Annotated in this window: 22 protein-coding genes; 6 read left to right on the forward strand and 16 right to left on the reverse strand. The window is 71.8% G+C overall.

Annotated features, from left to right (window positions below; all coding sequences use genetic code 11):
- The 4 genes from ETD83_RS44160 to groES all read right to left on the reverse strand — a co-directional run.
- A partial coding sequence (locus ETD83_RS44160; RefSeq protein ID WP_230420620.1) for an RNA polymerase sigma factor occupies positions 1-1,265 on the reverse strand: 1,265 nt, incomplete at its 3' end.
- Positions 1,262-1,945, reverse strand: a complete 684-nt coding sequence (locus ETD83_RS01500; RefSeq protein WP_230420621.1) for a sigma-70 family RNA polymerase sigma factor — start codon at positions 1,943-1,945, stop codon at positions 1,262-1,264. The genes ETD83_RS44160 and ETD83_RS01500, both read right to left, overlap by 4 nt.
- 285 nt (positions 1,946-2,230) lie before the next feature.
- Entirely contained in the window at positions 2,231-3,856 is a 1,626-nt protein-coding gene (gene groL, locus ETD83_RS01505) for a chaperonin GroEL (RefSeq protein ID WP_138643226.1), read from the reverse strand.
- An 85-nt stretch (positions 3,857-3,941) separates the two neighbouring features.
- Positions 3,942-4,250, reverse strand: coding sequence for a co-chaperone GroES (groES, locus tag ETD83_RS01510; RefSeq protein ID WP_067454521.1), 309 nt, complete (start codon positions 4,248-4,250; stop codon positions 3,942-3,944).
- 349 nt (positions 4,251-4,599) lie between these two features.
- On the opposite strand from groES, the gene ETD83_RS01515 reads away from it, so the two are divergent.
- The 3 genes from ETD83_RS01515 (at position 4,600) to ETD83_RS01525 (ending at position 9,380) form a co-directional block, all read left to right on the forward strand.
- Positions 4,600-5,832 (forward strand): class I SAM-dependent methyltransferase, encoded by a 1,233-nt coding sequence (locus ETD83_RS01515; protein WP_138643227.1) that lies wholly within the window; start codon positions 4,600-4,602, stop codon positions 5,830-5,832.
- A gap of 716 nt (positions 5,833-6,548) precedes the next feature.
- Positions 6,549-8,198 carry an apolipoprotein A1/A4/E domain-containing protein gene (locus ETD83_RS01520; RefSeq protein WP_138643228.1) on the forward strand — a complete coding sequence of 550 codons (1,650 nt, stop codon included), beginning with the start codon at positions 6,549-6,551 and terminating at the stop codon, positions 8,196-8,198.
- Between the two features lie 243 nt (positions 8,199-8,441).
- Positions 8,442-9,380 (forward strand): phosphotransferase family protein, encoded by a 939-nt coding sequence (locus ETD83_RS01525; protein WP_138643229.1) that lies wholly within the window; start codon positions 8,442-8,444, stop codon positions 9,378-9,380.
- Between the two features lie 13 nt (positions 9,381-9,393).
- Here ETD83_RS01525 and tsaD read toward each other — a convergent pair whose 3' ends face one another.
- From tsaD to ETD83_RS01565, 8 genes are all read right to left on the reverse strand, one after another.
- Positions 9,394-10,428, reverse strand: coding sequence for a tRNA (adenosine(37)-N6)-threonylcarbamoyltransferase complex transferase subunit TsaD (gene tsaD, locus ETD83_RS01530; protein ID WP_407921461.1), 1,035 nt, complete (start codon positions 10,426-10,428; stop codon positions 9,394-9,396).
- Positions 10,425-10,895 carry a ribosomal protein S18-alanine N-acetyltransferase gene (rimI, locus tag ETD83_RS01535; protein WP_138643289.1) on the reverse strand — a complete coding sequence of 157 codons (471 nt, stop codon included), beginning with the start codon at positions 10,893-10,895 and terminating at the stop codon, positions 10,425-10,427. Before rimI ends, tsaD begins: the two co-directional genes overlap by 4 nt.
- Before the next feature lie 20 nt (positions 10,896-10,915).
- Positions 10,916-11,596, reverse strand: coding sequence for a tRNA (adenosine(37)-N6)-threonylcarbamoyltransferase complex dimerization subunit type 1 TsaB (tsaB, locus tag ETD83_RS01540; RefSeq protein ID WP_138643230.1), 681 nt, complete (start codon positions 11,594-11,596; stop codon positions 10,916-10,918).
- A gap of 67 nt (positions 11,597-11,663) precedes the next feature.
- Positions 11,664-12,569 (reverse strand): hypothetical protein, encoded by a 906-nt coding sequence (locus ETD83_RS01545; RefSeq protein WP_138643231.1) that lies wholly within the window; start codon positions 12,567-12,569, stop codon positions 11,664-11,666.
- A 127-nt stretch (positions 12,570-12,696) separates the two neighbouring features.
- Positions 12,697-13,158 carry a tRNA (adenosine(37)-N6)-threonylcarbamoyltransferase complex ATPase subunit type 1 TsaE gene (gene tsaE / locus ETD83_RS01550; protein WP_268920398.1) on the reverse strand — a complete coding sequence of 154 codons (462 nt, stop codon included), beginning with the start codon at positions 13,156-13,158 and terminating at the stop codon, positions 12,697-12,699.
- 5 nt (positions 13,159-13,163) lie between these two features.
- Entirely contained in the window at positions 13,164-14,237 is a 1,074-nt protein-coding gene (locus tag ETD83_RS01555; RefSeq protein ID WP_138643232.1) for an alpha/beta fold hydrolase, read from the reverse strand.
- 13 nt (positions 14,238-14,250) lie between these two features.
- Positions 14,251-15,375 (reverse strand): alanine racemase, encoded by a 1,125-nt coding sequence (gene alr, locus ETD83_RS01560; RefSeq protein ID WP_138643233.1) that lies wholly within the window; start codon positions 15,373-15,375, stop codon positions 14,251-14,253.
- 129 nt (positions 15,376-15,504) lie between these two features.
- Positions 15,505-16,992: an NAD(P)H-hydrate dehydratase gene (locus ETD83_RS01565; protein ID WP_138643234.1), complete on the reverse strand. Its 1,488-nt coding sequence runs from the start codon at positions 16,990-16,992 to the stop codon at positions 15,505-15,507.
- 258 nt (positions 16,993-17,250) lie between these two features.
- Here ETD83_RS01565 and ETD83_RS01570 point away from each other — a divergent pair, with 258 nt between their 5' ends.
- Together ETD83_RS01570 and ETD83_RS01575 are read left to right on the forward strand one after the other, a co-directional pair.
- Positions 17,251-18,126 (forward strand): helix-turn-helix domain-containing protein, encoded by an 876-nt coding sequence (locus ETD83_RS01570; RefSeq protein WP_138643235.1) that lies wholly within the window; start codon positions 17,251-17,253, stop codon positions 18,124-18,126.
- A gap of 25 nt (positions 18,127-18,151) precedes the next feature.
- Positions 18,152-18,373: a DUF397 domain-containing protein gene (locus tag ETD83_RS01575; protein WP_138643236.1), complete on the forward strand. Its 222-nt coding sequence runs from the start codon at positions 18,152-18,154 to the stop codon at positions 18,371-18,373.
- Positions 18,374-18,533: 160 nt separating this feature from the next.
- Here ETD83_RS01575 and ETD83_RS01580 read toward each other — a convergent pair whose 3' ends face one another.
- The 4 genes from ETD83_RS01580 to glmS all read right to left on the reverse strand — a co-directional run bounded on the left by ETD83_RS01580 (position 18,534) and on the right by glmS (position 23,400).
- Positions 18,534-19,256: a DUF6082 family protein gene (locus ETD83_RS01580; protein WP_138643237.1), complete on the reverse strand. Its 723-nt coding sequence runs from the start codon at positions 19,254-19,256 to the stop codon at positions 18,534-18,536.
- Positions 19,257-19,441: 185 nt separating this feature from the next.
- Positions 19,442-20,470 carry an ABC transporter permease gene (locus tag ETD83_RS01585; RefSeq protein WP_138643238.1) on the reverse strand — a complete coding sequence of 343 codons (1,029 nt, stop codon included), beginning with the start codon at positions 20,468-20,470 and terminating at the stop codon, positions 19,442-19,444.
- 7 nt (positions 20,471-20,477) lie between these two features.
- A complete protein-coding gene (locus tag ETD83_RS01590) occupies positions 20,478-21,425 on the reverse strand; it encodes an ABC transporter ATP-binding protein (RefSeq protein ID WP_138643239.1) in 948 nt (315 codons plus the stop codon).
- A gap of 100 nt (positions 21,426-21,525) precedes the next feature.
- The gene (glmS, locus tag ETD83_RS01595) at positions 21,526-23,400 is read right to left on the reverse strand and encodes a glutamine--fructose-6-phosphate transaminase (isomerizing) (protein WP_138643240.1); all 1,875 of its coding nucleotides are present in this window, start codon (positions 23,398-23,400) and stop codon (positions 21,526-21,528) included.
- Between the two features lie 123 nt (positions 23,401-23,523).
- On the opposite strand from glmS, the gene coaA reads away from it, so the two are divergent.
- Entirely contained in the window at positions 23,524-24,465 is a 942-nt protein-coding gene (gene coaA, locus ETD83_RS01600; RefSeq protein WP_138643241.1) for a type I pantothenate kinase, read from the forward strand.
- Positions 24,466-24,497 lie beyond the last annotated feature (32 nt).

A 24,497-nucleotide genomic window follows, 5' to 3' on the forward strand; every position in this document is an offset into this window, starting at 1 on the left:
CCGGGGTCGTGTCCGGCGCGCAGGCGGCGCAGCCGCGCCAGGCCCCGGGAGATGTGCGACTTGACGGTGCCCTCCGGGACGCCCAGCACGGCCGAGATCTCCGCGACGGGCAGGTCGGTGACGTGGCGGAGCACCACCGCGGCGCGCTGGGCGTGCGGGAGCTCGGCGAGCAGCCCGGCCAGCTCGCGGCCGGTCTCATGGCGGGCGGCCGCGTCCTCCACGCCCTCGCCCGGGTCGGGCAGGTCGGGGGCGTCCTCGATCGGCGGGCCCGGCGGCGGGCGCCGCGCCGCCGACCGCAGGCCGTTGCGCCACACGTTCGTCAGGATCGTCAGCAGCCACGCCCGGGGCCGCAGCTCGGCGATCCGGTCCGGCCCGTACCCGCACAGCGCCCGGTAGGCGCGCAGGAACGCCTCGGCGGACAGGTCCTCGGCCTCGGCCCACCGCCCGCACAGCCGCAGCGCGGTGGAGAACACCGCGCCCCGGTACGCCTCGTAGAGGGCCTCGAACCCGGTGTCCAGGTCCCGCGCCAGCGCCGCGACGACCCGCGCGGCCACCTCGTCGGCCGCCGTGCCGGCCGCCGCGTCGGTGTCGGGGCCGCCGGGCGTCTCCGGGTCGTCGGCCACGCCGGCGGTGTTTGGCGCCGGGGCGGCGACGGGGCGGTCCACCACGCCGCCGCCCGCGGCGGCGACGCCGGTGCTGGCGAGGACTGCGCCCGCCACACCGAGGGCCACGATGGTGCGGGGGCCGCGGCGGCGTGAGCCCGAACCGGGCCCGGACGGGCCGGGCGGCATGGGCATGACGGGCGGGGCCGGTTCGGAGCCGGAGTCGGATCCGGGGGCCTGGTCGTCCACATCGGTGATCAGTGCGCGCAGCAGGCGGACGGCCGGGTCGGGGTCGTCGGCCTGGCGTGGGCGTTCGCCCTCGGCCAGGGCACTGCCCTCGGCCAGGGCACTGCCTTCGGCCAGGGCAGCGGCTTCGGCCTCGGGCGTGGGAGCGTTCTCTGGGAGAGAGGCCGGGGAGGTGCCTTCAGGCTCGGCCGCCACGGCCGCAGCTTCGGCGGCCGTCGAGCGGGCGGCGGAGCCGGCAGCGCGCCGGGCCGCCAGGGAGTCGATGATCGCGTCCGTGCGGCGAACGGCGCTGAGGTCGGCCGGGAGAGCGGCGGCGGCCTGCGGCAGGCCCGCCGGCGCGGGGGAACCGCCGGAGTTCGAAGGCTCGGCCGGACCCGGGGCGCCCTGCATGCCAGTGAAGGGGCCGCGCTCCGTCAAGCGATCGACTCCTCTCTGGCCATCGCCCGAAGCCGGGCCAGAGCCCGGTGCTGCGCGACCCGTACCGCCCCCGCGGACATGCCCAGTACATTACCGGTCTCCTCGGCAGACAGGCCCGCCACCACCCGCAGCAGCACCAGCTCGCGCTGGTGGTCGGGGAGGCGCGTCAGCAGGTCGCGGGCGCGCTGCGCCTCGATGTAGCGCACCACCGTCTCCTCGGGCCCTGGACGGTCGTCCGGACCGTCCGGCAGGTCCTCGGTCGGCACCGCCGCGCGGACGGCGCTGCGCAGCGCGTCGGCGATCTTGTGCGAGGCGATCCCGAAGACGAAGGACGCGAAGGGGCGGCCCATGTCCCGGTAGCGGGGCAGGGCCGACAGGACGGCGATGCAGACCTCCTGGGCGACGTCGTCCGCGATGTGGTACTGCCCGGAGACCCGTCCGAGACGGGCCCGGCAGTACCGGACGATCATCGGCCGCACCTCGGCGATGAGGACCTCGATGGCCCCGGGGTCGCCCTGGACGGCGAGGCTGGTCAGCTCTCGGAGGTCACCGTCCGCCGCTTTCGCCGCGCGCAGAACCCTTACTCCACGGCCGGTGTCGTGGGGTATCGGAGGGGCGAGCCCTCCCGAGGGTTCGGCGGCGCTCGCGGTCATGGTCCCGGCGTAGCATCCCTCGGTCACGTCAAGCATGATGCCCAGCGCGCACCGGCGTGTCTCCCCAGTCCTCTACAACGGAATGGTCACAGTGCGGGAGCGGCCCTGGGGATACTACACAGAGCGACTGATCCACTTCGCCGTGTTCAGGATTCTCGTCCGTCCCACACCCGACGATCAGTCGGAAACAGCTCATTGATCAACAGACAGCATATTCAGCACCAAAAGGCAAGACCCCCGTCCGGACGGACGGGGGTCTGCCGATGGTCTCCCGGACGGGGCGAGCCGCGCGCCCGTCCGGTGTGGGCGGTCTCAGTGACCGTGACCGTGCCCGTGACCGTGGCCGCCGGCGGCCTCCTCGGCCTCCTCCGGCTTGTCGACCACGAGTACCTCGGTCGTGAGCAGCATGCCCGCGATCGAGGCGGCGTTGGTGACGGCGCTGCGCGTCACCTTCACCGGGTCGATGACGCCCTGCGCGATCAGGTCGCCGTACTCGTTGGTGGCGGCGTTGTAGCCGTGGCCCGGCTGCAGCGCGCGCACCTTGGAGACGACGACGTACCCCTCCTGGCCGGCGTTCTCGGAGATCCAGCGCAGCGGCTCGTCCAGCGCGCGGCGGACGGCCTCGGCGCCGGTCGCCTCGTCGCCGGACAGCCCGAGGGTGTCGAAGCCCTCCTTGGCGACGTGCACCAGGGCGGCGCCGCCGCCGGCGACGATGCCCTCCTCGATCGCCGCGCGGGTCGCCGAGATGGCGTCCTCCAGGCGGTGCTTCTTCTCCTTCAGCTCCACCTCGGTGGCGGCGCCGACGCGCAGCACGCAGACGCCCCCGGCCAGCTTGGCCAGGCGCTCCTGCAGCTTCTCCCGGTCCCAGTCGGAGTCGGAGTTCTCGATCTCGACCTTGATCTGGTTGATCCGGGCGGTGATGTCGTCCGCGGCGCCCTCACCGTCGACGATGGTGGTGGCGTCCTTGGTGACGGTGATGCGGCGGGCGCGGCCGAGGTCCTCCAGGCCGATGGAGTCGAGCTTGAGGCCGATGGCCTCGCTGACGACCTGGCCGCCGGTGAGGGTGGCCATGTCGCCCAGCATCGCCTTGCGGCGGTCGCCGAAGCCCGGCGCCTTCACCCCGACGGACAGGAACGTCCCGCGGATCTTGTTGGCGACGAGCAGGGCCAGCGCCTCGCCCTCGACGTCCTCGGCCACCACGAGCAGCGGCTTCTTCGTCTGGGCGACCTTCTCGGCCAGCGGCAGGAACTCCTGCACGTTGGAGATCTTGCCGTCCACGATGAGCACGTAGGCGTCCTCCAGGACGGCCTCCATGCGCTCGGGGTCGGTCACCATGTGCGGCGACAGGTAGCCCTTGTCGAACTGGAGGCCCTCGGTGAACTCCAGCTCAAGGCCCATCGTGTGGGCCTCCTCGACGGTGATGACGCCGTCCTTGCCGACCTTCTCGAACGCCTCCGCGATCAGCTCGCCGATCTGCGGGTCCTGCGCGGAGATGGTCGCGACGTGCGCGATCTCGCTCTTCTCCTCGACCTCGCGGGCCGTCTTGAGGAGCTGGTCGGACACGTACCGGGCGGCGGCGTCGATGCCCCGCTTCAGCGCCAGCGGCGACGCGCCGGCCGCCACGTTGCGGGTGCCTTCGCGGACCAGCGCCTGCGCGAGGACGGTCGCCGTGGTGGTGCCGTCGCCCGCGATGTCGTTGGTCTTGGTCGCCACTTCCTTGGCGAGCTGGGCCCCGAGGTTCTCGTAGGGGTCCTCCAGCTCCACCTCGCGGGCGATGGTGACGCCGTCGTTGGTGATCGTCGGCGCGCCGAACTTCTTGTCGATGACGACGTTGCGGCCGCGCGGGCCGATCGTCACCTTGACGGCGTCCGCGAGAGCGTTGACGCCGCGCTCAAGAGCCCGGCGAGCGTCCTCCTCGAATTCCAGGATCTTCGCCATGCGGATACTCCTCTTTACGCGATCCGCCCCGACCGGCCCGCCGAAGGCGGCGCCGACCGGGGCGGGTGCATCACGTTCTCGGTGATTACTTCTCGATGACCGCGAGCACGTCGCGGGCCGAGAGCACGAGGTAGTCCTCGTTGTTGTACTTGACCTCGGTGCCCCCGTACTTGCTGTAGAGCACGACCTCGCCGACCTTGACGTCGACGGGGACGCGCTCGCCCTTGTCGTCGACGCGGCCCGGGCCAACGGCAAGGACGGTGCCCTCCTGGGGCTTCTCCTTGGCGGTGTCCGGAATCACCAGGCCCGACGCGGTGGTGGTCTCGGCCTCAAGCGGCTGGACGACGATACGGTCCTCAAGCGGCTTGAGAACAACCTTGGTGGCGGTCGTCACGATCTGACCTCCCCTTCGATTGGTCCTCGGCCGGCCATGGCGGGCCGGCCAGCACATGTGACAGAAGAGGCGACCCTGGACCGGCCTGTCGTCGCGGGTGCCAGACCGACCTTCGTCGCTGTTGTTGGCACTCTCCCTCGGAGAGTGCCAGTCATGGAGACTATTCCGTGCCCGGTAAGCAGTCAACACGGACACGGAGACGCCCCGGAGCCGCCCGCCTGCGTTCACCGCAGGCTAACGTCACAGGCCGTCAACTGCCCGAACAGGGGTCGCCCCGTCCGCCCGGGGCGTCACACACGTCATCTGTAGGCGCGTCCCCGTGCTCCGTGGGCGCCGCTAACGTCCTTCTATGGACACCGCGTCGTTCCGGGCTCTGCTCGGCCCGTCCGGTCAGGTACTGCTCGGCGAGGCGGCGGGCCTGGACGTGAGCGAGGACGGCCTGCTCGCGACGGCGTCCCGGCTGCGCGAACGGCACGATCCCGCGCTCGTCGCCGCCGCGCTCACGCAGGTCCGGTTGCGCGAGCGGGGACGGGTGAAGTTCGGTGACGACGCCGACCGCATGTACTTCACCCAGGCGGGGCTCGAACAGTCGACCCGCGCGAGTGTGGCGTCGCACCGTGCGCGACGGTTCGCTGACCGTCTGGCTGGCGCGCGTGTGCTGGAACTGGGGTGCGGGATAGGCGCCGACCTCATCGCACGGGCGCGCGTGGGTCTCGCCGGGGAAGGCGTGGAACTCGACCCGTTGACGGCTGAGGTGGCGCTCGCGAACGTGGCTTCCCTAGAGCTGGACGGTCTCGCCACCGTGCGCGTTGGAGATGCGGCTGAGGAGGACCCGGACGGATTCGATGCCGTCTTCGCCGATCCTGGGCGACGCACAGCACGAGGCAGAGTCTTCGACCCCCGCTCCTATGAGCCGCCGCTGGACGTCGTCCTGGACAAGGCCGAACGGACACCGGCCGCATGCGTGAAGGTCGCCCCGGGCATTCCGCATGAGGCCGTCCCAGACGGCGCGGAGGCAGAGTGGGTCTCCGTGGGCGGGGACGTTAAGGAAGCGGCCCTGTGGCTTGGCGAACTCGCTGGGAACGTTGGCCGGCGGGCCACTCTGCTCCCGTCCGACGCGCAGCCCGCTACCGGCCAGAACGCGTGGACGCTGACGCCGCAGGGACTGGACGACCCGGACATCCGCGTATGGGGCCGCTATCTGTACGAGCCCGATGGGGCCGTGATCCGCGCCCATCTCGTCGGGGAGGTCGCGGATCTGGTCGGTGGCGGGCTCGCGGACCCGCACATCGCGTACGTCACGTCCGACCGGCTGCGTCCGACGCCGTTCGCCTCCGCGTACGAGATCGAGGACGTGCTCCCGTTCTCCGTCAAGCGCCTGCGCGCGGAACTGCGCCGCCGCGGCGTCGGCGTGCTCACCGTGAAGAAGCGCGGCTCGGCGGTCGACGTCGACCGGCTGCGCCGCGACCTGGGCTTCGGCGGTCGGCGTGCGCCGCGAGGGACGGCGGCGGCGGAGCTGACGCTGGTGGTGACCCGCGTCGGACGGGACCCGGTCGCCCTCCTCACCCGTCCCGTCCGCTGACCTGGGACCCGCCCGGAACGGCCTCGGACCCGCCCGGAAGGACCTGGGACCCGCCCGGAACGGCCTCGGACCCGCCCGGAAGGACCTGGGACCCGCCCGGAACGGCGGGCGGCGCCGATCGAGTCCAAAGATCTTCCCGCCGTCCGGGCGCGCCAAGTGCGGCCGGGCGACGCGCAACGTCCGGGCAAATCATCTCCGCTTTCCGGCATCGCGTTCACCAGAGATTGCGGGTGCCCGGCAAGGCCGTAACACCGAGCGCAAATCGGCGCACCGGGATGGGCGGGACCGGAAAACACCAAGTCAGGTTCGGCGGCGGTGACTTCCGCGCTCCGAATACACCGCGGAAATGGCCCGAAGCCCGGCCGGCGGCATGACATTCCGCGGACACGTGTCACCCGGGCCGTGAGCGACCGCGGTCCGCCAACTGCCGATGTCGGACGAGATGTACGGACAGAACGCCGGTCCGAGCACGCCCCGCCCGTGCCCGAACGCCTCGCTCATCACCACAATCGGCGCGATAGCCGCAAAGCAGGAAAAAGCCCTTGCCGCCGGAGAACTCTCACTATTCGCCCCAGCCGGGTAACAGGCACATTACACAGAACTCACAATGTTCTCTGCTCCCCGTTATAGCGACCCCCCGCACGCACTACAGTGGCGGCTCCAGAGATTCATTGCCGTGCGTCATTTCGTCGCGCCGGCACACGAAGGAGCATCGGGTGGAAACGAATCACAACTTCCTGCAGACGGGGGGTCAACCGGTCTCGGATCGGATGCGGGAGTTGCTCGCCCGTGCGGCGCAGGACCACGTCTATGAACAGCGCTCACAGGGTCAGGTCCTGGACGAGATTCGCCAGCGGCTGGAAGGGATGGAGTGGCTGCTCCGCGAGGTCCGCGAGCGGGAGCTGAGCGGGCTGACCGGGCAGCTCGACACCGTCCGCGGGCAGGTCGACGAGCTGACCGGCAAACCCCCGCAATGGGCCGAGGGGCTGGCCGAGCACATCGAGGCCTTCGGCGAGCGGGTCAAGCCCGTCGCCGAGTTGCCCGCGCTGTGGGCCGACGTCGGCGTCGTCGCGGAGAACGTCGACGAGGGCCTGACCCGCATCCAGGCCGTCCTCGACTCCGCGCAGCAGATCACCGACGCCGCACAGGAGGCGTCGCAGCGCATGGACGAGATGACCAAGCGGCTCGACAAGCTCCAGGGCAGCATGGAGGCCGCGTCCGTCCGGTTCAACCGGCTCGACAAGTCGCTCGCGGAGCTCGGCCACCGGTCCGAGCGGCTCGAACACTCGATCAACGGCGTCACGGCGCGGGTCGACCAGGCGCTCGGCGAGATGGCCGAGCGGATGGAGCAGGGCCTTGAGGCGGTCAACGGCCGGGTCGAAGGCGTCGGCGGGCGGCTCGACGGCCTGGACGGGCGGCTCGACGGCGTCGACGGCCGGCTCGAAGGGGTGTCCGGCAAGCTGGAGGGCCTGGACGGCAGGTTCGAGGGCATCGACGGCCGCATCGACGGCGTCGGGGAGCGGATCACCCGGCTGCCCGCCACGCTGGAGATCGCCGAGGTGCACCGGCTGCTGGCCGAGCTCGTGCAGCGCGCGCCGGTCGACCACGGCGACCGCTTCGACGCGCTGGAGAAGCACCTAGCCGAGGCCGTCGACCCGCTGGTCGAGGAGCTGCGCGCCCGGCCGGACCGCGACGAGGTCAGGGCGACCCTGACACAGGTCGCCGAGACGGCCTACAGCGACGTCGCCAAGCGCATGGACGCGTTCTCCCGCCGGTTCGAGGACGTGCACGACGACGTCCGCAAGCGCATCGAGGGCATCCACGAGGAGGTCGCCAAGCGGGTCGACGGGGCGCTGGAGGAGTTCACCGCGCAGGTCGACATCGTGTCCCGCCGGGTCGAGTCGGTGCACGCCGACGTCACCAAGCAGGTCGAGTCCGTCCACACTGAGGTGTCGCGGCAGGTCAGCGGCGTCCACGACGACTTCGGCAAGCGGATCGGCGACATCCACGCCGACGTCACGCGGCAGGTCGGCTCCATCCACGAGGACGTCGCCAAGCAGGTCGGCAACCTGCAGGAGGACGTCACCCGGCACGTCGGGGGCGTCCACGAGGAGTTCGCGCGGCGCGTGGAGGGCATGCAGGACGAGGCCGTACGCCGCGCCGACACCGCGCAGGCCGAGTTCGCCAAGCGCTTCGCGCACGTCGAGGACGAGGTCGGCCGGAAGGTCGACGGCGTCCACGACGACGTCTCCAAGCAGGTCAACGCCGTGCACGAGGACGTGCTGAAGCGGCTGTCCACCCTGGAGGAGACGATGCTCGCCCTCGCCGAGGCGCTGCTGCGCCCCCGCCGCGAGGCCAAGGACTGACCGGCCCCGCCGCGACACGATCGATCATCGGACGGGTGGGGCCGCTTCCGGCCCCACCCGATCTTTGCCATCCCCAACCGATCCGCTTTCGGGGGTATTCGGATACCCACTGGAATCCACGAAGTTTGTCCGGCAAAACACCGTAACGACCGGAGGTGCTCCGCCAAAGCACCGCGATGACGTGCATCTTGTTACGTTCCGTCTTCGCAAAATCACTCCCAATACCCTTCGGAATCCGTTTTCATGGATCAGGTGACTCGCACACCGGCTCTCTGCCTGCCGACCGGCGCTCCACCCGGCCACGCCACCCTGCGCTGGGTCGAGGAATGTCTGGGCAAGGGCGCCGAGGTCCGCATGGTGCGGCCGCTCGCGGGCGGCACCGCGCACGCCAACCACGCCCTGCTCGTGGAGAGCCGCTCCGGCAGCGCGCACCGGCTCGTCCTGCGCCGCTGGACGTCCAGCGAACCGGTTCCCGCGCGCCGCCCCCACGGCACCGAGTTCTCCCCCGAACGCGAGATCGCCGCGCTCGCGCTGCTCGCCGCGTGCGAGATCCCCACCCCGGCCCTCGTCGCCGCCGACCCCGCCGGCGCTTACTGCGACGTCCCCGCGCTGCTGATCACCCGCCTCGCCGGCCACCCGCCGCGCCCGTCGCCGGACGACCTGCCCGAGTACCTCATCCAGCTGGCCGCCGCGCTGCTGTCGGTGCACACGCTGAACGGCGCGTCCACGATGCCGCCGTACGTCCCGCACAACCGGCTCGACGAACGGTGCCCGCCCAAGCACGCGCACCGGCCCGAGCTGTGGGAGCGCGCCTACGAGATCGCGGCCCGGCCCGCCCCTGAGGCGCCCGTCCGGTTCATCCACCGCGACTACCACGCCGACAACACGCTGTGGTCCTACGGCAAGCTCACGGGCGTCGTCGACTGGTCGGACGCCTCGTCCGGCCCCATCGCCGTCGACATCGCCCACATGCGCCGCGGCCTCGCCCTCCGCTACGGCCCCGCCATCGCCGACCGCTTCCTCTCCGCGTTCGACCAGGTCTCCGGCGGCTACCCGCACGACCCGTACTGGGACGTGCGGAGCCTCCTCGACCTCCTCCCCGAAGACCACACGCGCGTCATGGACGAGGCCCACGTCCCCCTCTACGAGGACTACCTCTCGAAACTCCTGGCCGACTGCTGAGGCCGAGCCGGCCTCAGAGGAGGACGGAGTCGATCGGGAGGCTCGAATCCGCCGGGAGTTCGAGGGCGGACGGGGACGCCCCGGCGGCGAGCAGTTCGGAGCCGAGCGCGGCGACCATGGCGCCGTTGTCGGTGCAGAGCTTCGGGCGCGGGACGCGCAGCCGCACCCCCGCCCGCTCGCAGCGCTCCGCCGCGAGCGCCCGCAGCCGCGAGTTGGCCGCGACCCCGCCGCCGATCAGCAGGTCGTGGACGCCGTTGTCCTTGCAGACCTTCAGCGCCTTCTGCGTCAGGACGTCCACGACAGCTTCCTGGAATGACGCCGCCACGTCCGCGACCGGGACGGGCTCGCCCGCGTGCTCCTTGGCCTCCACCCAGCGCGCCACCGCCGTCTTCAGGCCGGAGAACGAGAAGTCGTAGGTGCCGTCGTTGTACTTGCCGCGCGGGAACGCGATCGCGGCCGGGTCGCCGTCGCGGGCCATCCGGTCGATGACGGGGCCGCCGGGGAAGCCGAGGTCGAGGACGCGGGCGACCTTGTCGAACGCCTCGCCGGCCGCGTCGTCCACCGTGGCGCCGAGGGAGCGGACGTCGCCCGTCACGTCCGGCACCAGGAGCAGCGACGAATGCCCGCCCGACACCAGCAGCGCCACGCACGGCTTCGGCAGCGGGCCATGTTCGAGCTGGTCGACGCACACGTGCGCGGCCAGGTGGTTGACGCCGTACAGCGGCTTGCCCAGCGACAGCGCGTACGCCTTGGCCGCGGCGACGCCGACCATCAGCGCGCCCGGCAGGCCGGGCCCGGCCGTCACCGCGAACGCGTCGACATCGGTGAAGGCGACGCCCGCGTCGGCGAGGGCCCGCTCGACCGTCGGGGCCATCGCCTCCAGGTGGGCGCGCGACGCGACCTCGGGCACCACGCCGCCGAACCGGGCGTGCTCGTCCACGCTGGAGGCGATCGCGTCCGCGAGGAGGGTATGGCCGCGCACGATCCCGACGCCGGTCTCGTCGCAGGACGTCTCGATGCCGAGCACGAGCGGCTCGTCCGAAATCACGTGTTCTCCCTGGTGAAGCCCATGGGCGGACGGTCGCGGAGCTTGCGGCACATGACGATCGCGTCCACGTCGGAGGGCTGGTAGTAGCGTTTGCGGATGCCGACCTCGTCGAAGCCGAACCGCTCGTAGAGGCGGCGCGCGGCGTCGTTGTCGGCGCGGACCTCCAGGAACACCGCCTCGCTGCCCCGGCGGGCGGCCTCGTCCAGCAGCTCGGCGAGCAGCGCGGCGCCGACGCCCGACTTGCGCTGGTCGGCGCGGACGCCGATGGTCTGCACGTCGGCCTGCCCGCCGGCCGCGGCGAGGCCCGCGTAGCCGACGATCTCGCCGCCGGACGCCTCCGCGACGACGTAGTGGCGCGTCCGCGGCTGGTCGGCGAGCTCGCCGGCGATCATCTCCTCGCTCCACGCGTCCTCGGGGAACAGCGACTGTTCCAGCAGGTGGACGGTCGGGACGTCCGCGTCGGACATCGCCCGCAGGACGATCTCGCTCACGCCCGCGTCACCTTCTTGCGCGGCCCCGGCTCCCTGGCGTCCGGACGGCGGAGGTACAGCGGCTCGGGCGGCAGGAGGTCCGGGCCCTTCAGCCCGGCCAGGCGCGCGACGGTCAGCTCGGCGAGCGCGCCTGCGGTGGGCAGCAGCGGCTCGTGCCCCACCTCACCGAGGATCTCCGGGTAGAGGGCGGCTCCTTCGCCGACGACAGGGAGGCCGTGCGGGGCCCCGTCCAGGACGTCGGCGGGCAGGCCCACGGCGGGCTCGGTGGCGCGCGCGCGGAACGAGTGGTACCGCGCCCAGTAGACCTCTTTGCGGCGGGCGTCCGTGGCGACGGCGAACGGCTCGTCCATTCCGGTGGCCCAGGCGATGATGTCAAGCGTGCAGATGCCGTGCACCGGGATGCTGAGCGCGTCGCCCATGGAACGGGCGGTGACCAGCCCGACGCGCAACCCCGTGTACGGGCCCGGCCCGACGCCGACGGCGATGGCGCTCAGATCCTCGGGCGCGGCCCCCGCCTCCGCCATCACGTTCGCGATGGACGGGGTCAGCAGCTCCGTGTGCCTGCGCCGGTCGACCGCCTCGGCCGTGCCGCGCGGGACGGCGCCCTCGCCGGGTGTCCACTCGTAGAGCGCCACGGTGATCGCGGCGGTCGCGGTGTCGAAAGCCAAGACCAGCACGGGTTGTAAGCCTACAGGTCCGGTCCGCTGCGACGGCTGTCAGGCGACGGGTCAGATGACAGGCGGGTCAGGACTGGCCGAGGCTCTGGATCACGGCCTTCGCCACGTCGACGGCGCCGCCTCTGGCGTTCTGCGACGACAGCGGCTCGCCGTCGTCCGAGCCGGAGTAGTGGATGGTGATGAGGACGTTCCCCAGCCGGACGTTGCCGACCGCCTCGCCCGAGCCCTGCCCGTCGTCGACGCTGTAGACGACGTACCCGTCGTCGCCGACGCCGGTGAGGCGTGCCTTGTCGGTGAGCTTCTGGCCCGCGAGGAGCGCCTTGCCGGACTCGTCGGCGGCCCGTTCCGAGGTGAACCTGGCGCGGGCGGCGTCCGTGGCCGTCTGGGCGCCGGTGCCGGGGACCGCGCGGAGCTCGATGGTCAGCTGGCGCTTGGCGTCGCCCGCGTAGGCGCCCCACACGCACTGGTTCTGCTGCTCGTCGCCCTGGTAGTTGTCGGCCTCGGTGCGCTGCGCGCCGGGCGCGAGCCTGTCGACGAGGTCCTGGGCGACGATCGCGCAGGAGTCGGGGACGGCGGTGCGCTCGCCCTTGGGCACCGGGGCGCTCTCGGTGGCGGCGCTGCCGACGGCCCGTCCGTCGTCGGGGTCGCCGCTCGCGCCGACGCCCGTCAGGACGGCGACCACGGCGAGCACGCAGATGCCGATCCCGGCCCCGACGGTGCCGAGGATGACGGCCCACCGCCTCCCGGTGCGGCGGTCGCGCACGACGCGATGGCTGCCGGTGTGGTAGCCCCCGGTGTGGTAGCCCCCGCTACCGGAGCGGTACGGGCCGCTACCGGTCTCGTGAGGGCCCGTCTCGCCGCGGTAGGCCCGGTCCCCCAAGGGTGGACGGCGCGGGTCGGCGGCCGGGTGGCGCGGGTACTCGCCCGCATCCCCCCTGCCGCGGTCGCTGCCGCTGCGATGGCTCCCACTCACCGGATCCCACTCCCGCTGTGAGAATCGATATGTCGCGAACGAGAGGTTCGTTCCGGCAAAGAATACGACATGTCGCCGTAAAGTGGCCCAGCCTGGTGAGTAAAGGCATCGAGGTCGGCCGAAGGGTTCAGCCGGCCGCCGGTTCCAGGTCTGACCAGCGCGGACCGATCCCGGTGATCCTTACTTCGCGTTCCTCTCCGGGACCGTTCCCGCGCGAAATGATCAATTCCAGCCGGTCGTCGGCAAGGCCCTCCGCGAGCCCTTCTCCCCATTCCACGATCGTCACCGATTCCTCGACCGAGGCGTCGAGATCGAGATCGTCCAGCTCCGCGAAACCGCCCAGCCGGTAGGCGTCCACGTGCACCAGCGGCGGCCCGCCGGCCAGCGACGGATGCACCCGCGCGATGACGAACGTCGGCGAGGTGATCGGGCCGCGCACCTTCAGGCCCTCGCCGATGCCCTGCGTCAGCGTCGTCTTGCCCGCGCCCAGATGGCCCGTCATGACGAGCAGGTCGCCCGGGCGCAGCAGGCCCGCCAGGCGGACGCCGAGCTCGCGCATGTCCTCAGCCGTCGGCACGGTGACCGTGATCGCGTTCACGCGGTGCGCTCCTCCTGGTACTCCGGCCGGACGCGGTCGATCAGCCGGCGCAGCCCGCCGGTCACCACGCCCGGGTATTCCAGCGGCAGCACGTGCCCGGCCTCCTCCACCTCTACCAGCTCCGCGTCCGGCAGCGCGTCGGCGATGCGGCGGGAGTGCCCGGCGGGGGTCAGCCGGTCCTGCCCGCCGGCGAGCACGAGCGTCGGGACCCGTCCGAGGACGCCCAGGCAGGCGACCTTGTCGTGCGCCATCAGCGCCGGATAGAACTCCGCGATCACGTCGATCGGCGTCGCCCTGATCATCTGCTCCAGGAAGCCGACGACGGTCGGGCTCACCTGCCTGTCGGCGAACGCCATCTTCCGCGTCACGACGAACGCCAGGTCGGCGCCCAGCCCGCGGGCCCGCTCCACCAGCTCGGCGCGGCGGCCGAGCCCGCGCAGCGTGCGGGGCGCCAGCGGCCGGACGACCTTCGCCAGCACCAGCGGAAGCCCCAGCGTCAGCTCCGCCATGTCACCGCAGGACGTGTTGACCAGCGCCACCCCGACGACCTGCCGCTTGAACAGCTGGGGATGCCGGTCGGCCAGCGCCATGATCGACATCCCGCCCATGGAATGGCCGACGAGGATGACGGGCTGCTTGCGCCGCACGGTCGCCTTCAGCACCGCGTACAGGTCGTCGCCCGTCTGTTCGATCGTCGCCTTGAGGGGGTCGCCGCGGCCGGAACGGCCGTGGCAGCGCTGGTCCCAGAACACCATCTGGAGCGATCCCTGCAGGTCACGGCGCTGGTAGTGCCAGGAGTCCTGGTTGAGGGTGTAGCCGTGGCTGAACACGATGGTGAGGTCGGCGTCGTCCGGGCCGTCCACCTCGACGTGCAGCGGCAGGCCGTCGCTCGCCTCGACGGTCAGCTCCCGGCCGCGCAGCTCGCCGAACGGCTCGTCGGCGTCCGGGTCGGGGCGCAGCCGCACCCGGCCGACCGCGACGCGCCGCAGGCCGACGGCCGCCCCGACCCCGGCCGCGCCGACACCCGCGACGGTGCCGGCGATGCCGATCCTGCGCCTGCTGCTGCCCATACGCGCGCGCCTCCTACAGCGCCCCGCCCGGGTACGACCTCGGTACCCGGGATCCGATGCGGGTGACGATCTCATACGAGATCGTGCCCAGTGCGTCCGCCCACTCCTGTGCCGTCGGCTCGCCCCGGTCGCCCGGGCCGAACAGGACGATCTCGTCCCCCGCCGCGAGGTGGTCGTCGCCGAGGTCGATGACGAACTGGTCCATGCAGACCCGTCCGGCGATCGTCCGCCGGGCTCCGCCCGCGAGGACCTGCAGCACGTTCGAGCCGTGCCGGGGGATCCCGTCGCCGTACCCGGCCGGGACCACGGCCAGGGTCGTCTCCCGCTCGGTGTGGTAGGTGTGGCCGTACGACACGCCGCTGCCCCCCGGGACCCGCTTGACCAGCGCCGCGTCCGCCACCAGCGTCATCGCGGGACGCAGCCCGAACGTGCCGAGCGCCGGTATGGGCGTCAGCCCGTACATCGCGATACCCGGACGGACCAGGTCGAACCTGGCCTCGGGCACCGTCAGCGCGCCGGCCGAGTTCGCCAGGTGCCGGACCTCGAACCGCGCCCCGGCCTTCTCCGCGTACGCCGCCATCTCCGTGAACGCCCCGACCTGCGCCGCGATGGACGGGTGGCCCGGCTCGTCCGCGCAGGCGAAGTGGGACATGACGCCCACGACGTGCACCCGTCCGGACGCCTCCGCCTTCAGGGCCGCGTCGACCAGTTCCTCCCAGTCACGGCCGCGGACCCCGCCGCGCGACATGCCGGTGTCGGCCTTCAGATGGATCCGGGCCGCGCGTCCGGCCCGCTCCGCCGCCTGGACGACCTCGTCCAGCAGCCACAGGGCGCCGACGGTCAGGTCGACGTCCCGCGCGACGGCCTCCTCGTACGGCTCGCCGGGCACGCCCACGGACACCAGCGTCCGGACGGTGAAGCCCGCGTCCCGCAGCCGCAGCGCCTCGACCAGCTTCGCGACGCCCAGCCACGAGGCGCCGCCGGCGAGCGCGGCACCGGCGGCCTCGGCCAGGCCGTGCCCGTACGCCTCGGCCTTCACCATGGCCATGACCTCGGCCCCGCGCGCGCGTTCGCGCAGCAGCCCGACATTGCCGGCGATCGCGTCGAGATCGACGCGCGCCTCCGCTGGAACGTTCATGGCCATCAGTCTGCCGCCCCAATCGCCATGCCCGGGGCATCTCGGCCCAGGTCATGGCCAGTCCGGCTCCGTGGAGAGCGCTCCAACGGCACTCCCTGTCCAATAAGACGCCATTGCCCGCCTCCGAGTTCAAGCCGGGGCCCCGCCCTGGACGGTGCGGAACGCGGCGGGGAGGGCTTGGATCACGTCGTGGGCGGTGATGGGGGCCTCGGGGCCCGGTGCCGGGGCCGAGGCCAGGCGGGCGGCGAGGCCGTGGAGGTAGGCGCCGGCGGCGGCCGCGTCCATGGCGGGCAGGCCGCCCGCCAGGAGGGCGCCGATGAGGCCGGACAGGACGTCGCCCGTCCCGGCGGTGGCGAGGCGCGGGGTGCCGGTGGCGTTGACGCGGACGGGACGGTCCTGCTCGGCGATCAGCGTGGTGGAGCCCTTGAGCAGGACGGTCGCGGAGAGCTCGGCGGCGGCGCGCCGGACATGGTCGAGCCGGGCGGCCTCGATGGCGTCGCGGCCGGCGCCGATGAGGCGGGCCAGCTCGCCGGCGTGGGGGGTGAGGACGGTCGGGGCCGCGCGGGCGAGGAGGTCCCGGCGACGGGACAGGACGGTGAGGCCGTCGGCGTCCACGAGCGCGGGCAGGTCGGTGGTGAGGACGGCCTCCAGCAGCGACTCGGCGGCGTCGCCGGTGCCGAGGCCGGGGCCGACGACCCAGGACTGGACGCGCCCGACGCGTTCGAGGACCTTCGGCTCGTGCGGGCCGGGGTCGATGACCGTGGTGACGGCCTCGGGCCAGCGCTGCCGGACGAGCTCGACCGGCCGGGCGACGGAGGCGAAGCGGACCATGCCGGCGCCGCCGCGCACCGCGCCGCCCGTGCTGAGGACGGCCGCGCCGGTGAACGCGTCGCCGCCGGCGAGGATCCCGACAACGCCGCGGCGGTACTTGTCGGACTCGGGGCCGGGCTCGGGCGGCCGGACGTCCGCCGGGCGGGCCGCGACGACGTCCGGGTCGGGCAGGTCGGGGCCGAGCCCGATGTCGACCAGTTCGACCACGCCGCAGTGGGACGCGCCCGGATCGATCAAGAGGCCCGGCTTGTGCGTCCCGAAGGTGACCGTGATGTCGGCCTCGACGGCGGCGCCCTCGACGCGGCCGGTGCTCGCGTCGACGCCGCTCGGGACGTCGCAGGCGACGACGAGGCCCGCGGAACCGGAGGCGAGCGCGGCGTAGCGGGCGTGGGGTTCGCGGAGGCCGCCCGTCCCGCCGATGCCGGTCAGCCCGTCGATGATCAGATCGGCCCCGGCGATGGCGGCGGCCTCACCGTCGTGGATGAGCCGGCCGCCGGCGAGGCGGAGCGCGGCCAGGCCCGGTTCGTGGATCTTGGAGCCCGCCTGGACGGCCTGGACGCGGGCGCCCCGCCGGGCGAGGCGGGCCCCGGCGTAGAGGGCGTCGCCCCCGTTGTCGCCGCCGCCGACGAGCAGGACGACGCGGGACCCGTACACGGCGGGCAGGACGCGGGCGCACACCGAGGCCAGGCCGGCGGCGGCGCGCTGCATCAGGGCGCCGTCCGGAAGCCGGGCCATCAGGGCCCGCTCCGCCGCCCGCACCTTGCCGACCTCGTGCGCGTACCTCATCCGCGGCTCCCCACGTCGATCACACACTCAGAGTGCCACGCGGACGCTTTCCGCAACCCACATACCCGCCTTGCCCGGCAGTAGCGTCCACCCCGTCAGAAGCACAGGTACCTTACGCTGCAACTTTCGGTGTCATGTGCGCGAAAGAATCATCGGCCGTAGAATCTTCCCTATCCGGTCCGATGTATTCGCACTGCGGCGCTCAGGTGCGGCAGAATGCGCTCAGATCAGTCCGCGGGGACTGGAGAGGCCCGATCGATGAGCACTTCCCGAGGTCCCTCCGTCCGGCAGCGCCGACTGGCGGCCGAACTTCGGCGGCTGCGCGAGCGGAAGGGATTCACCGGAGACGAGGTTGCGGAGCGCCTGACCTGGTCCACCGCCAAGGTCAGCCGGATCGAGAACGCGCGAACCGGCGCGAAGATCAGCGACGTACGGCGTCTCCTCGACCTGTACGACATCGACGGCGCGCGATTCGATGACCTCATCTCCCTGGCGCATGACGCCGCCGAACGGGGCTGGTGGGAGGAATACCGCGACCTGCCGAGCCCGCTCGCGGACTTCATCGCCCTGGAGTCCGAGGCGGGCACCATCCGGCAGTGGGAGAGCCTCTCCGTTCCCGGCCTTCTCCAAACCGAGGCGTACGCCCAGCACGTGATCGAGGGTTACCACGCTATATCGACCATGCCGCCACAAGAGATCAGGCGGCGAGTCGACGTCCGAATGACGCGCCAGCGGATTCTGCACCGGACGCAGCCGACCGAGCTTCTAGTGGTCCTCGATGAAGCGGTGCTAACAAGGCGAGTGGGCAACTCTCAGGTGATGCACGAACAACTCGATTACATGCTGGCCACCTGCGAATTACCGAATGTGACACTACAACTACTGCCGTTGGACGCCGCGCACGCAGTCATGGCGGAATCGTTTACTCTTCTGGAGTTCCCGGCCGCACACGAGGTCACTTTTCCTGATATCGTGCACACCGAAAGTATAACCATCAGTCACTTCGTCGACGAGAGCGAGACCTATATGTATCGCCTCGCGCACAACAGCCTGGTGAAACACGCGCTCAGCCCCGTCGAGACCCGGCAGCGGATCCTGGAAGTGCGAAACTCATGGTGGCGCGTCGACGAGTGACGCCGGCAACACTGAAAGGCATCAAGTGTCCGTATCCGACGTCACCGAGCCGGGTTGGCGGCGAAGTTCCCATTGCGGCGCGAACGGGACCTGCGTCGAGGTCGCCATGCTGTCCGACGCTGGACTCATCGGAGTCAGGGACGCCAAGCGCGGTGACCAGAGCCCGGTCCTGGCCTACGACCAAGCCGACTGGCGCGGTCTCATCCATAAAATCAAGGAAGGGACGCTCGATCCGGCGGCGAGCTGATTCGCCGGCGAACTGATTCGGGCGATTGATTCACGTCTCGCCGTCGCGCGAGCAATCGGGCCGAGGTCCATCGACGGATCTCGGCCCACCCCTCAGAAATTCTTACGCATAGCCCCAGAGAGACATTGGGTGCGGCTCCAGCGAGATATCGGGTGCGGGCTCAGCGGGATTTCGTGCCGTGGGCGCGCAGGCGGCGGAACACGCTTCCCGCCACGGCGCCCGCCACGAGCAGCAGCACGGCGACACCGGCCTGACGGGCTCGCGCAGCCAGCGTGACGGCCCTTTGGGACACCGGCTCCTCGTCGGCCTCCTCGTCCTCTACCCGGACCATGGCCGCCCTGTACTCCGCGTCGAAGATCTCATTGAACCGTCGTCCGCGCCTGCTGTTCGCGTACGACAGCCGCGCCTCGCCGCGCCGCCGCCAATAGTCGCGGCCCGCCTCCGCCGAGAAGAGGTCCAGCCGCGCGGCCTCCCGGACCTCGACCTCCGGCATGTCCTTGAACTCCCAACGCATCTGCCACCAATTAATCAGCAGGTTGAGATAGATGTCACGGCGCAGCTCGTCTTTTGTGAGCCCCTCCCGCAGCCGCCGGCCGAGCACCTCCTGATAAACCGGCTCTTCGAGAATCAGGCGCATCAGCTCGAACTGAGCGCTCCGGGCGGCCTGCTCGCGCGCGTGCCGCACCTCCCGGGCCTGCAGAGCCAACGACATCCCGAGAGCGACCAATGCGGTGGCCGACAGCAACGCCGAAATCGCGCCGAAAGTCTCGCCGATGTCACTGAGCCTGGCCCAGTCCATCCGGGTGCCGGAATACGCCGCGTCGAGAAGGAAAGGCGAGAGACCCGCGAGTGCCAATACCACGATGCCCAACAGCCCGAACACCGACCGATGCCCCTGAGCTCGCATGACATCGGGAATCCGCAATTCAACCCCCAGGTCGGACCGGCAGGGACTGATCGACCGACACCAGGCGCGCGCCGCACCGCGTCCAATACTAAACCAAGAGTCGATCAAATCAACTGCGGTGCTGAAATCCGCTCAACCGGCCGGAGCGGGAAGTGAGAGTTTCACGCGACCCGGACGCCGCGCGGCACCCGGTAAAGAGGGGTTCGCAAACGGGCCGCGGTGAGGGCGACCGAACCGCCGGCGAGCGCGAGGTGAAAGAGCAGCCCGTACTGCCAGACCGACTTCTGGTCGTCCTTGTCGCGCCTGTCGTGCCGGCTGTACTCGTCGGACGTGCTCCGAGGCGTGGCGGAGTTGACCTCCACGTAGGGCTTCTCCCCCTCGCGGATGTCGCGCACCTCGCGGCTGAGATCGCCGAGCGGGTCGGACGACGGCGTCCGCTCGTACACCCTGCCGTCGATGACGATCTCGCGCTCGGGCAGCCGCGGCGCGGCGTCCGCGAGCACGACGACCGGGTTCGGGGCGAGCAGCCACCAGACCCGCTCGGTGCGCTCGTTGGTGTGCACGTGGTCCCCGTGGTCCACCCGCTCGGACGTCAGCGGGACCCCGATCATGAACAGCAGCGCCGTGCCGACGAGCAGGCCGAACACCGTCAGGTACGACATGAGGACGGAGGTGACGCTGCGCGCGAGCAGCGCCGACCACGCCTGCGACACCGCGCAGACCGCGCCGATCAGCAGGGCGATGACCAGCAGGACGACCGCGGCGCGGCCCAGGCCGACCGCGCCCTCGGCCACCGGCCAGAGCACGCACGGCAGCGTGAGCAGCAGCGTCAGCAGGCCCGTCCCCCAGGCGGCGGCGAGCTTGCCGAGCGCGATGTCGCCGGGCGTGAGCCGGGTGACCTGGAGGGTCGCGAGCGTCCCGCGCTCCCGCTCGCCGTTGATCGACTGGCCGCCGAGCGCGGGCGTGACCAGCAGCGTCAGCACCAGCACCCCGAGCAGGACCCCGCCGAACATCGGCACGCCCTCCTCGCCGAACTCGGAGGTGTCGCTCGCCTCCAGCGCCAGCCGCAGCAGCAGCCCGAGCCCGTTCACGATCACGAACCAGACGGCCAGCAGCGTCTTCCAGCGCCCCGTCCGCAACCGAGTCCTGATCTCCTGCCGGGCCATCAGGCCGACGCCGTGTGCGGTCATCGCCGCGTCACCTCCGGTTCTCGGTCATCGCGAGGTACGCCGATTCGAGCGCGCTCCCGGCCGGCGCGAGGCCGGTGACGGGGACGTCCGCGGCGACCAGCTCGGCCAGCAGCGCGGCGGCCCCGACCTCGGTGAGCGGGCCGACCTCGGCGCCGCCCGGCAGGTCGGCGGTTGCTTCCAGGCCCGCCTGCCCGTCGAGGACGCGGGCGAGCGTCGTGGTCAGCAGCCCGGGGTCGAGCGACCTCAGCCTCCACCGGACGCGCGCCTCCGCGCCGGTGAGGTCCGCCATGGCGTGGTCGCCGGCCGTCCGCCCGTTGTCGACCAGGACGACCCTGTCGGCGATCTCCTCCAGCTCGCTGAGGATGTGGCTCGACACCAGGATCGCGGCGCCGTCCGCCGCCAGGGAGCGCAGCAGGTCGCGCAGCTCGATCCGGGAGCGGGGGTCGAGGCCGGACGCGGGCTCGTCCAGCAGCAGGACGCGGGGGCGGTGCACCAGCGCGCGGGCCATCCCGAGCCGCTGCTTCTGCCCGCGCGACAGCGCGTGGACGGGCTGGCCGAGCCGGTCCTCCAGGTGGACGAGGCTGAGCAGCGCCCTGACCCGGCGCGGGCGCTCCTGCTTGGGCAGCCCGTAGGCGTCGGCGAAGAACGCCAGGTACTCGTCCACGGTGAGCTGGTCGTACACGCCGAACGTGTCCGGCATCCAGCCGAGCGCGTCGCGCGCCTCGGCGGGGCTCTGCCGCACGTCGTGCCCCGCGATCCGCACCAGGCCGGCGTCGGGCGCCAGCAGGGTCGCGAGGATGAGCAGCAGCGTCGTCTTGCCCGCGCCGTTCGGCCCGACCAGCGCCGTGACCTGCCCGTAAGGGACCGTGATGTCGAGCCCGCCAAGGGCCTGCACGGAGCCGAAGCTCCGCGTCACGCCGCGCGCCTCGACCCCGAACTCGCCGCGTCCTGCCACAGGTCACCCTCCCGGCCCCGGCCCGTCCCGATCTTCGTGGGACGCGACCCGGCGGCGGACGGTTCCGGGCGATCGGCGCTGTTCGCCCGGTTTTCGCCCGCTACTCGACCGTGACGGACTTGGCGAGGTTGCGCGGCTGGTCGACGTCGTGGCCCTTCGCCGTGGCCAGCTCGCACGCGAACACCTGCAGCGGGACGGTCGTGACCAGCGGCTGCAGCAGCGTCGGGACGGCCGGGACGCCGATCAGCGTGTCGGCGTACGGCACGACCGACTCGTCGCCGTCCTCGGCGATCACGATCGTCCGGGCGCCGCGGGCCCGGATCTCCTGGATGTTCGACACGATCTTGTCGTGCAGGACGTCCCGCGCCCGCGGCGGCACGATCACCACGACCGGCAGGCCCTCCTCGATCAGCGCGATCGGGCCGTGCTTCAGCTCGCCCGCCGCGAAGCCCTCCGCGTGCATGTACGCGAGCTCCTTGAGCTTCAGCGCGCCCTCCAGCGCGACCGGGAAGCCGACGTGGCGGCCGAGGAACAGCACGCACCGCTCGCCCGCCAGCGACCGGGCCAGCTCCCGGACGGGCTCCATCGTCTCCAGGACCTTCGCGACCTTCTCCGGCATCCGCTCCAGGAGCTGCACCATCGCGAACACCTCGTCGCCCCACTTGGTGCCGCGCACCTGCGCGATGTAGAGGGCGATGAGGTAGACGGCGACGAGCTGCGTGAGGAACGCCTTCGTGGACGCGACCGCGATCTCCGGCCCCGCGTGCGTGTACAGGACGCCGTCGCACTCGCGCGGCAGCGTCGACCCGTTGACGTTGCAGATGCCGAGCAGCTTCGCCTTCTGCTCCCGGGCGTGCCGGACGGCCATCAGCGCGTCCATCGTCTCGCCCGACTGGGAGATCGCGATGACCAGCGTCGCCGGGGACAGGATCGGGTCGCGGTAGCGGAACTCGCTGGCCAGCTCCACCTCGCACGGCAGCCCGGCCCAGTGCTCGATGGCGTACTTGGCGATCAGCCCGGCGTGGTAGGACGTCCCGCACGCCACGATGATGATCTTGTCGACCTCGCGGAGCTCGCGGTCGGGGATGCGCATCTCGTCCAGGCGGAGGCGGCCGTCCGCGCCGATCCGGCCGAGCAGGGTGTCGGCGACCGCCCGCGGCTGCTCGGCGATCTCCTTGAGCATGAAGTAGTCGTAACCGCCTTTTTCCGCGGCCGACACGTCCCAGTCGACGTGGTACTCCTGCACCTCGGCGGGACGCCCCTCGAAGTCGGTGATCGTCACCCCGCCGGCGCGCAGCTCGACGACCTGGTCCTGGCCGAGCTCGATCGCGTCGCGGGTGTGCGCGATGAACGCGGCGACGTCGCTCGCGAGGAAGTTCTCCCCCTCCCCGACCCCGACGACCAGCGGCGAGTTCCGGCGCGCGCCGACGACCAGGTCCGGGTCGCCGGTGTGCATCGCGACCAGCGTGAACGCGCCGTCCAGGCGGCGGCAGACGCGGCGCATCGCCTCGGCGAGCCCGCCGCCCGCACCGCCGGTCCCGGCGAGGCCGCCGACCGCCTTCAGCTCGTCCTCCAGCAGGTGCGCGACGGCCTCGGTGTCGGTGTCGGAGGCGAGCCCGTGCCCGCTGTCCTCCAGCTCGGCCCGCAGCTCGGCGAAGTTCTCGATGATCCCGTTGTGGATCACCGCGACGGCGCCGGTGCAGTCGACGTGCGGGTGCGCGTTCCGGTCGTTCGGCGGGCCGTGCGTCGCCCACCGCGTGTGCCCCATCCCGAGCGTCCCGGCGGGCGGCGGCTCCTCGGCGAGGGCGCCCCGGAGGTTCACGAGCTTGCCCGCGCGCTTCGCCGTCGCCAGCTTCCCGTCGGCCAGCACGGCCACCCCGGCCGAGTCGTAGCCGCGGTACTCCAGCCGCGCCAGGCCCTCCACGACCACGTCGAGCGCCGGCCGGCCACCTACGTACCCCACGATTCCGCACATGGCGGCAACTCTATTCGGTGCCCCGACCAGGGCCTACCGCAAGTGACGTAGTCGGGTGACGCTGACGTGGACGACCGGTGAAAACGCCGTGACCGGCTTGGCCCCCCGGTTACTGTTTCAGCCATGACGACCGGATGGGACAGCGTGCCGAGCCCCTACGTGCAACTTTCCCGGGATGCCTGGCGGGGCCTGCGCGAGAGCACGCCGCTGCCCCTGACGCCCGGCGAGCTGGACGCGCTGCGCGGCCTCAAGGACCCGATCGACATCGCGGAGGTCGAGGAGGTGTATCTGCCGCTGTCGCGGTTACTGAACCTCTTCTTCCTGTCGGACGGGCGGCTCCGCGACACCGTCAGCGGCTTCCTCGGCGGCGGGGTGGAGCCCACCCCGTTCATCATCGGCATCGCGGGGAGCGTCGCCGCCGGCAAGTCCACGATCTCCCGGCTGCTGCGGACGCTGCTCGCCCGGTGGCCGGAGCATCCGACCGTGGAGCTGGTCACCACCGACAGCTTCCTCTACCCGAACGCCGTCCTGTCCGAGCGCGGGATCATGGACCGCAAGGGCTTCCCCGAGTCCTACGACCGGCGCGCCCTCGTCCGGTTCGTGTCGTCGATCAAGTCGGGCGCGGAGGAGGCGTCGATCCCGGTGTACTCGCACCTGGAGTACGACATCGTCCCGGGCGCGGCGCAGACCGTCCGGCGGCCCGACATCCTGATCGTCGAGGGGCTGAACGTCCTGCAGGCACCGCCGCCCGGCGCGCTCGGGGTGTCCGACTTCTTCGACTTCTCCATCTACGTGGACGCCCGCGTCGAGGACATCCGGCAGTGGTACATCGACCGGCTGTTCGCGCTGCGCCGCACCGCGTTCACCAACCCGCGCTCCTATTTCCACAAGTACGCGAGCGAGCTGGACGAGGACGAGACCGCCGCCTTCGCCCAGCGCGTCTGGCGGGACGTCAACGAGATCAACCTCGTCTCCAACATCCTCCCGACCCGCGCCCGCGCCACCCTCGTCCTCCACAAGGACCGCGACCACGCCGTCCAGCGCGTCCGGCTGCGCCGCATCTGACGCGAGCGCCGTAAGTGACCGAAGCCCTACCC

Source organism: Actinomadura soli, assembly GCF_005889715.1.
GTDB classification, from domain to species: domain Bacteria; phylum Actinomycetota; class Actinomycetes; order Streptosporangiales; family Streptosporangiaceae; genus Spirillospora; species Spirillospora soli.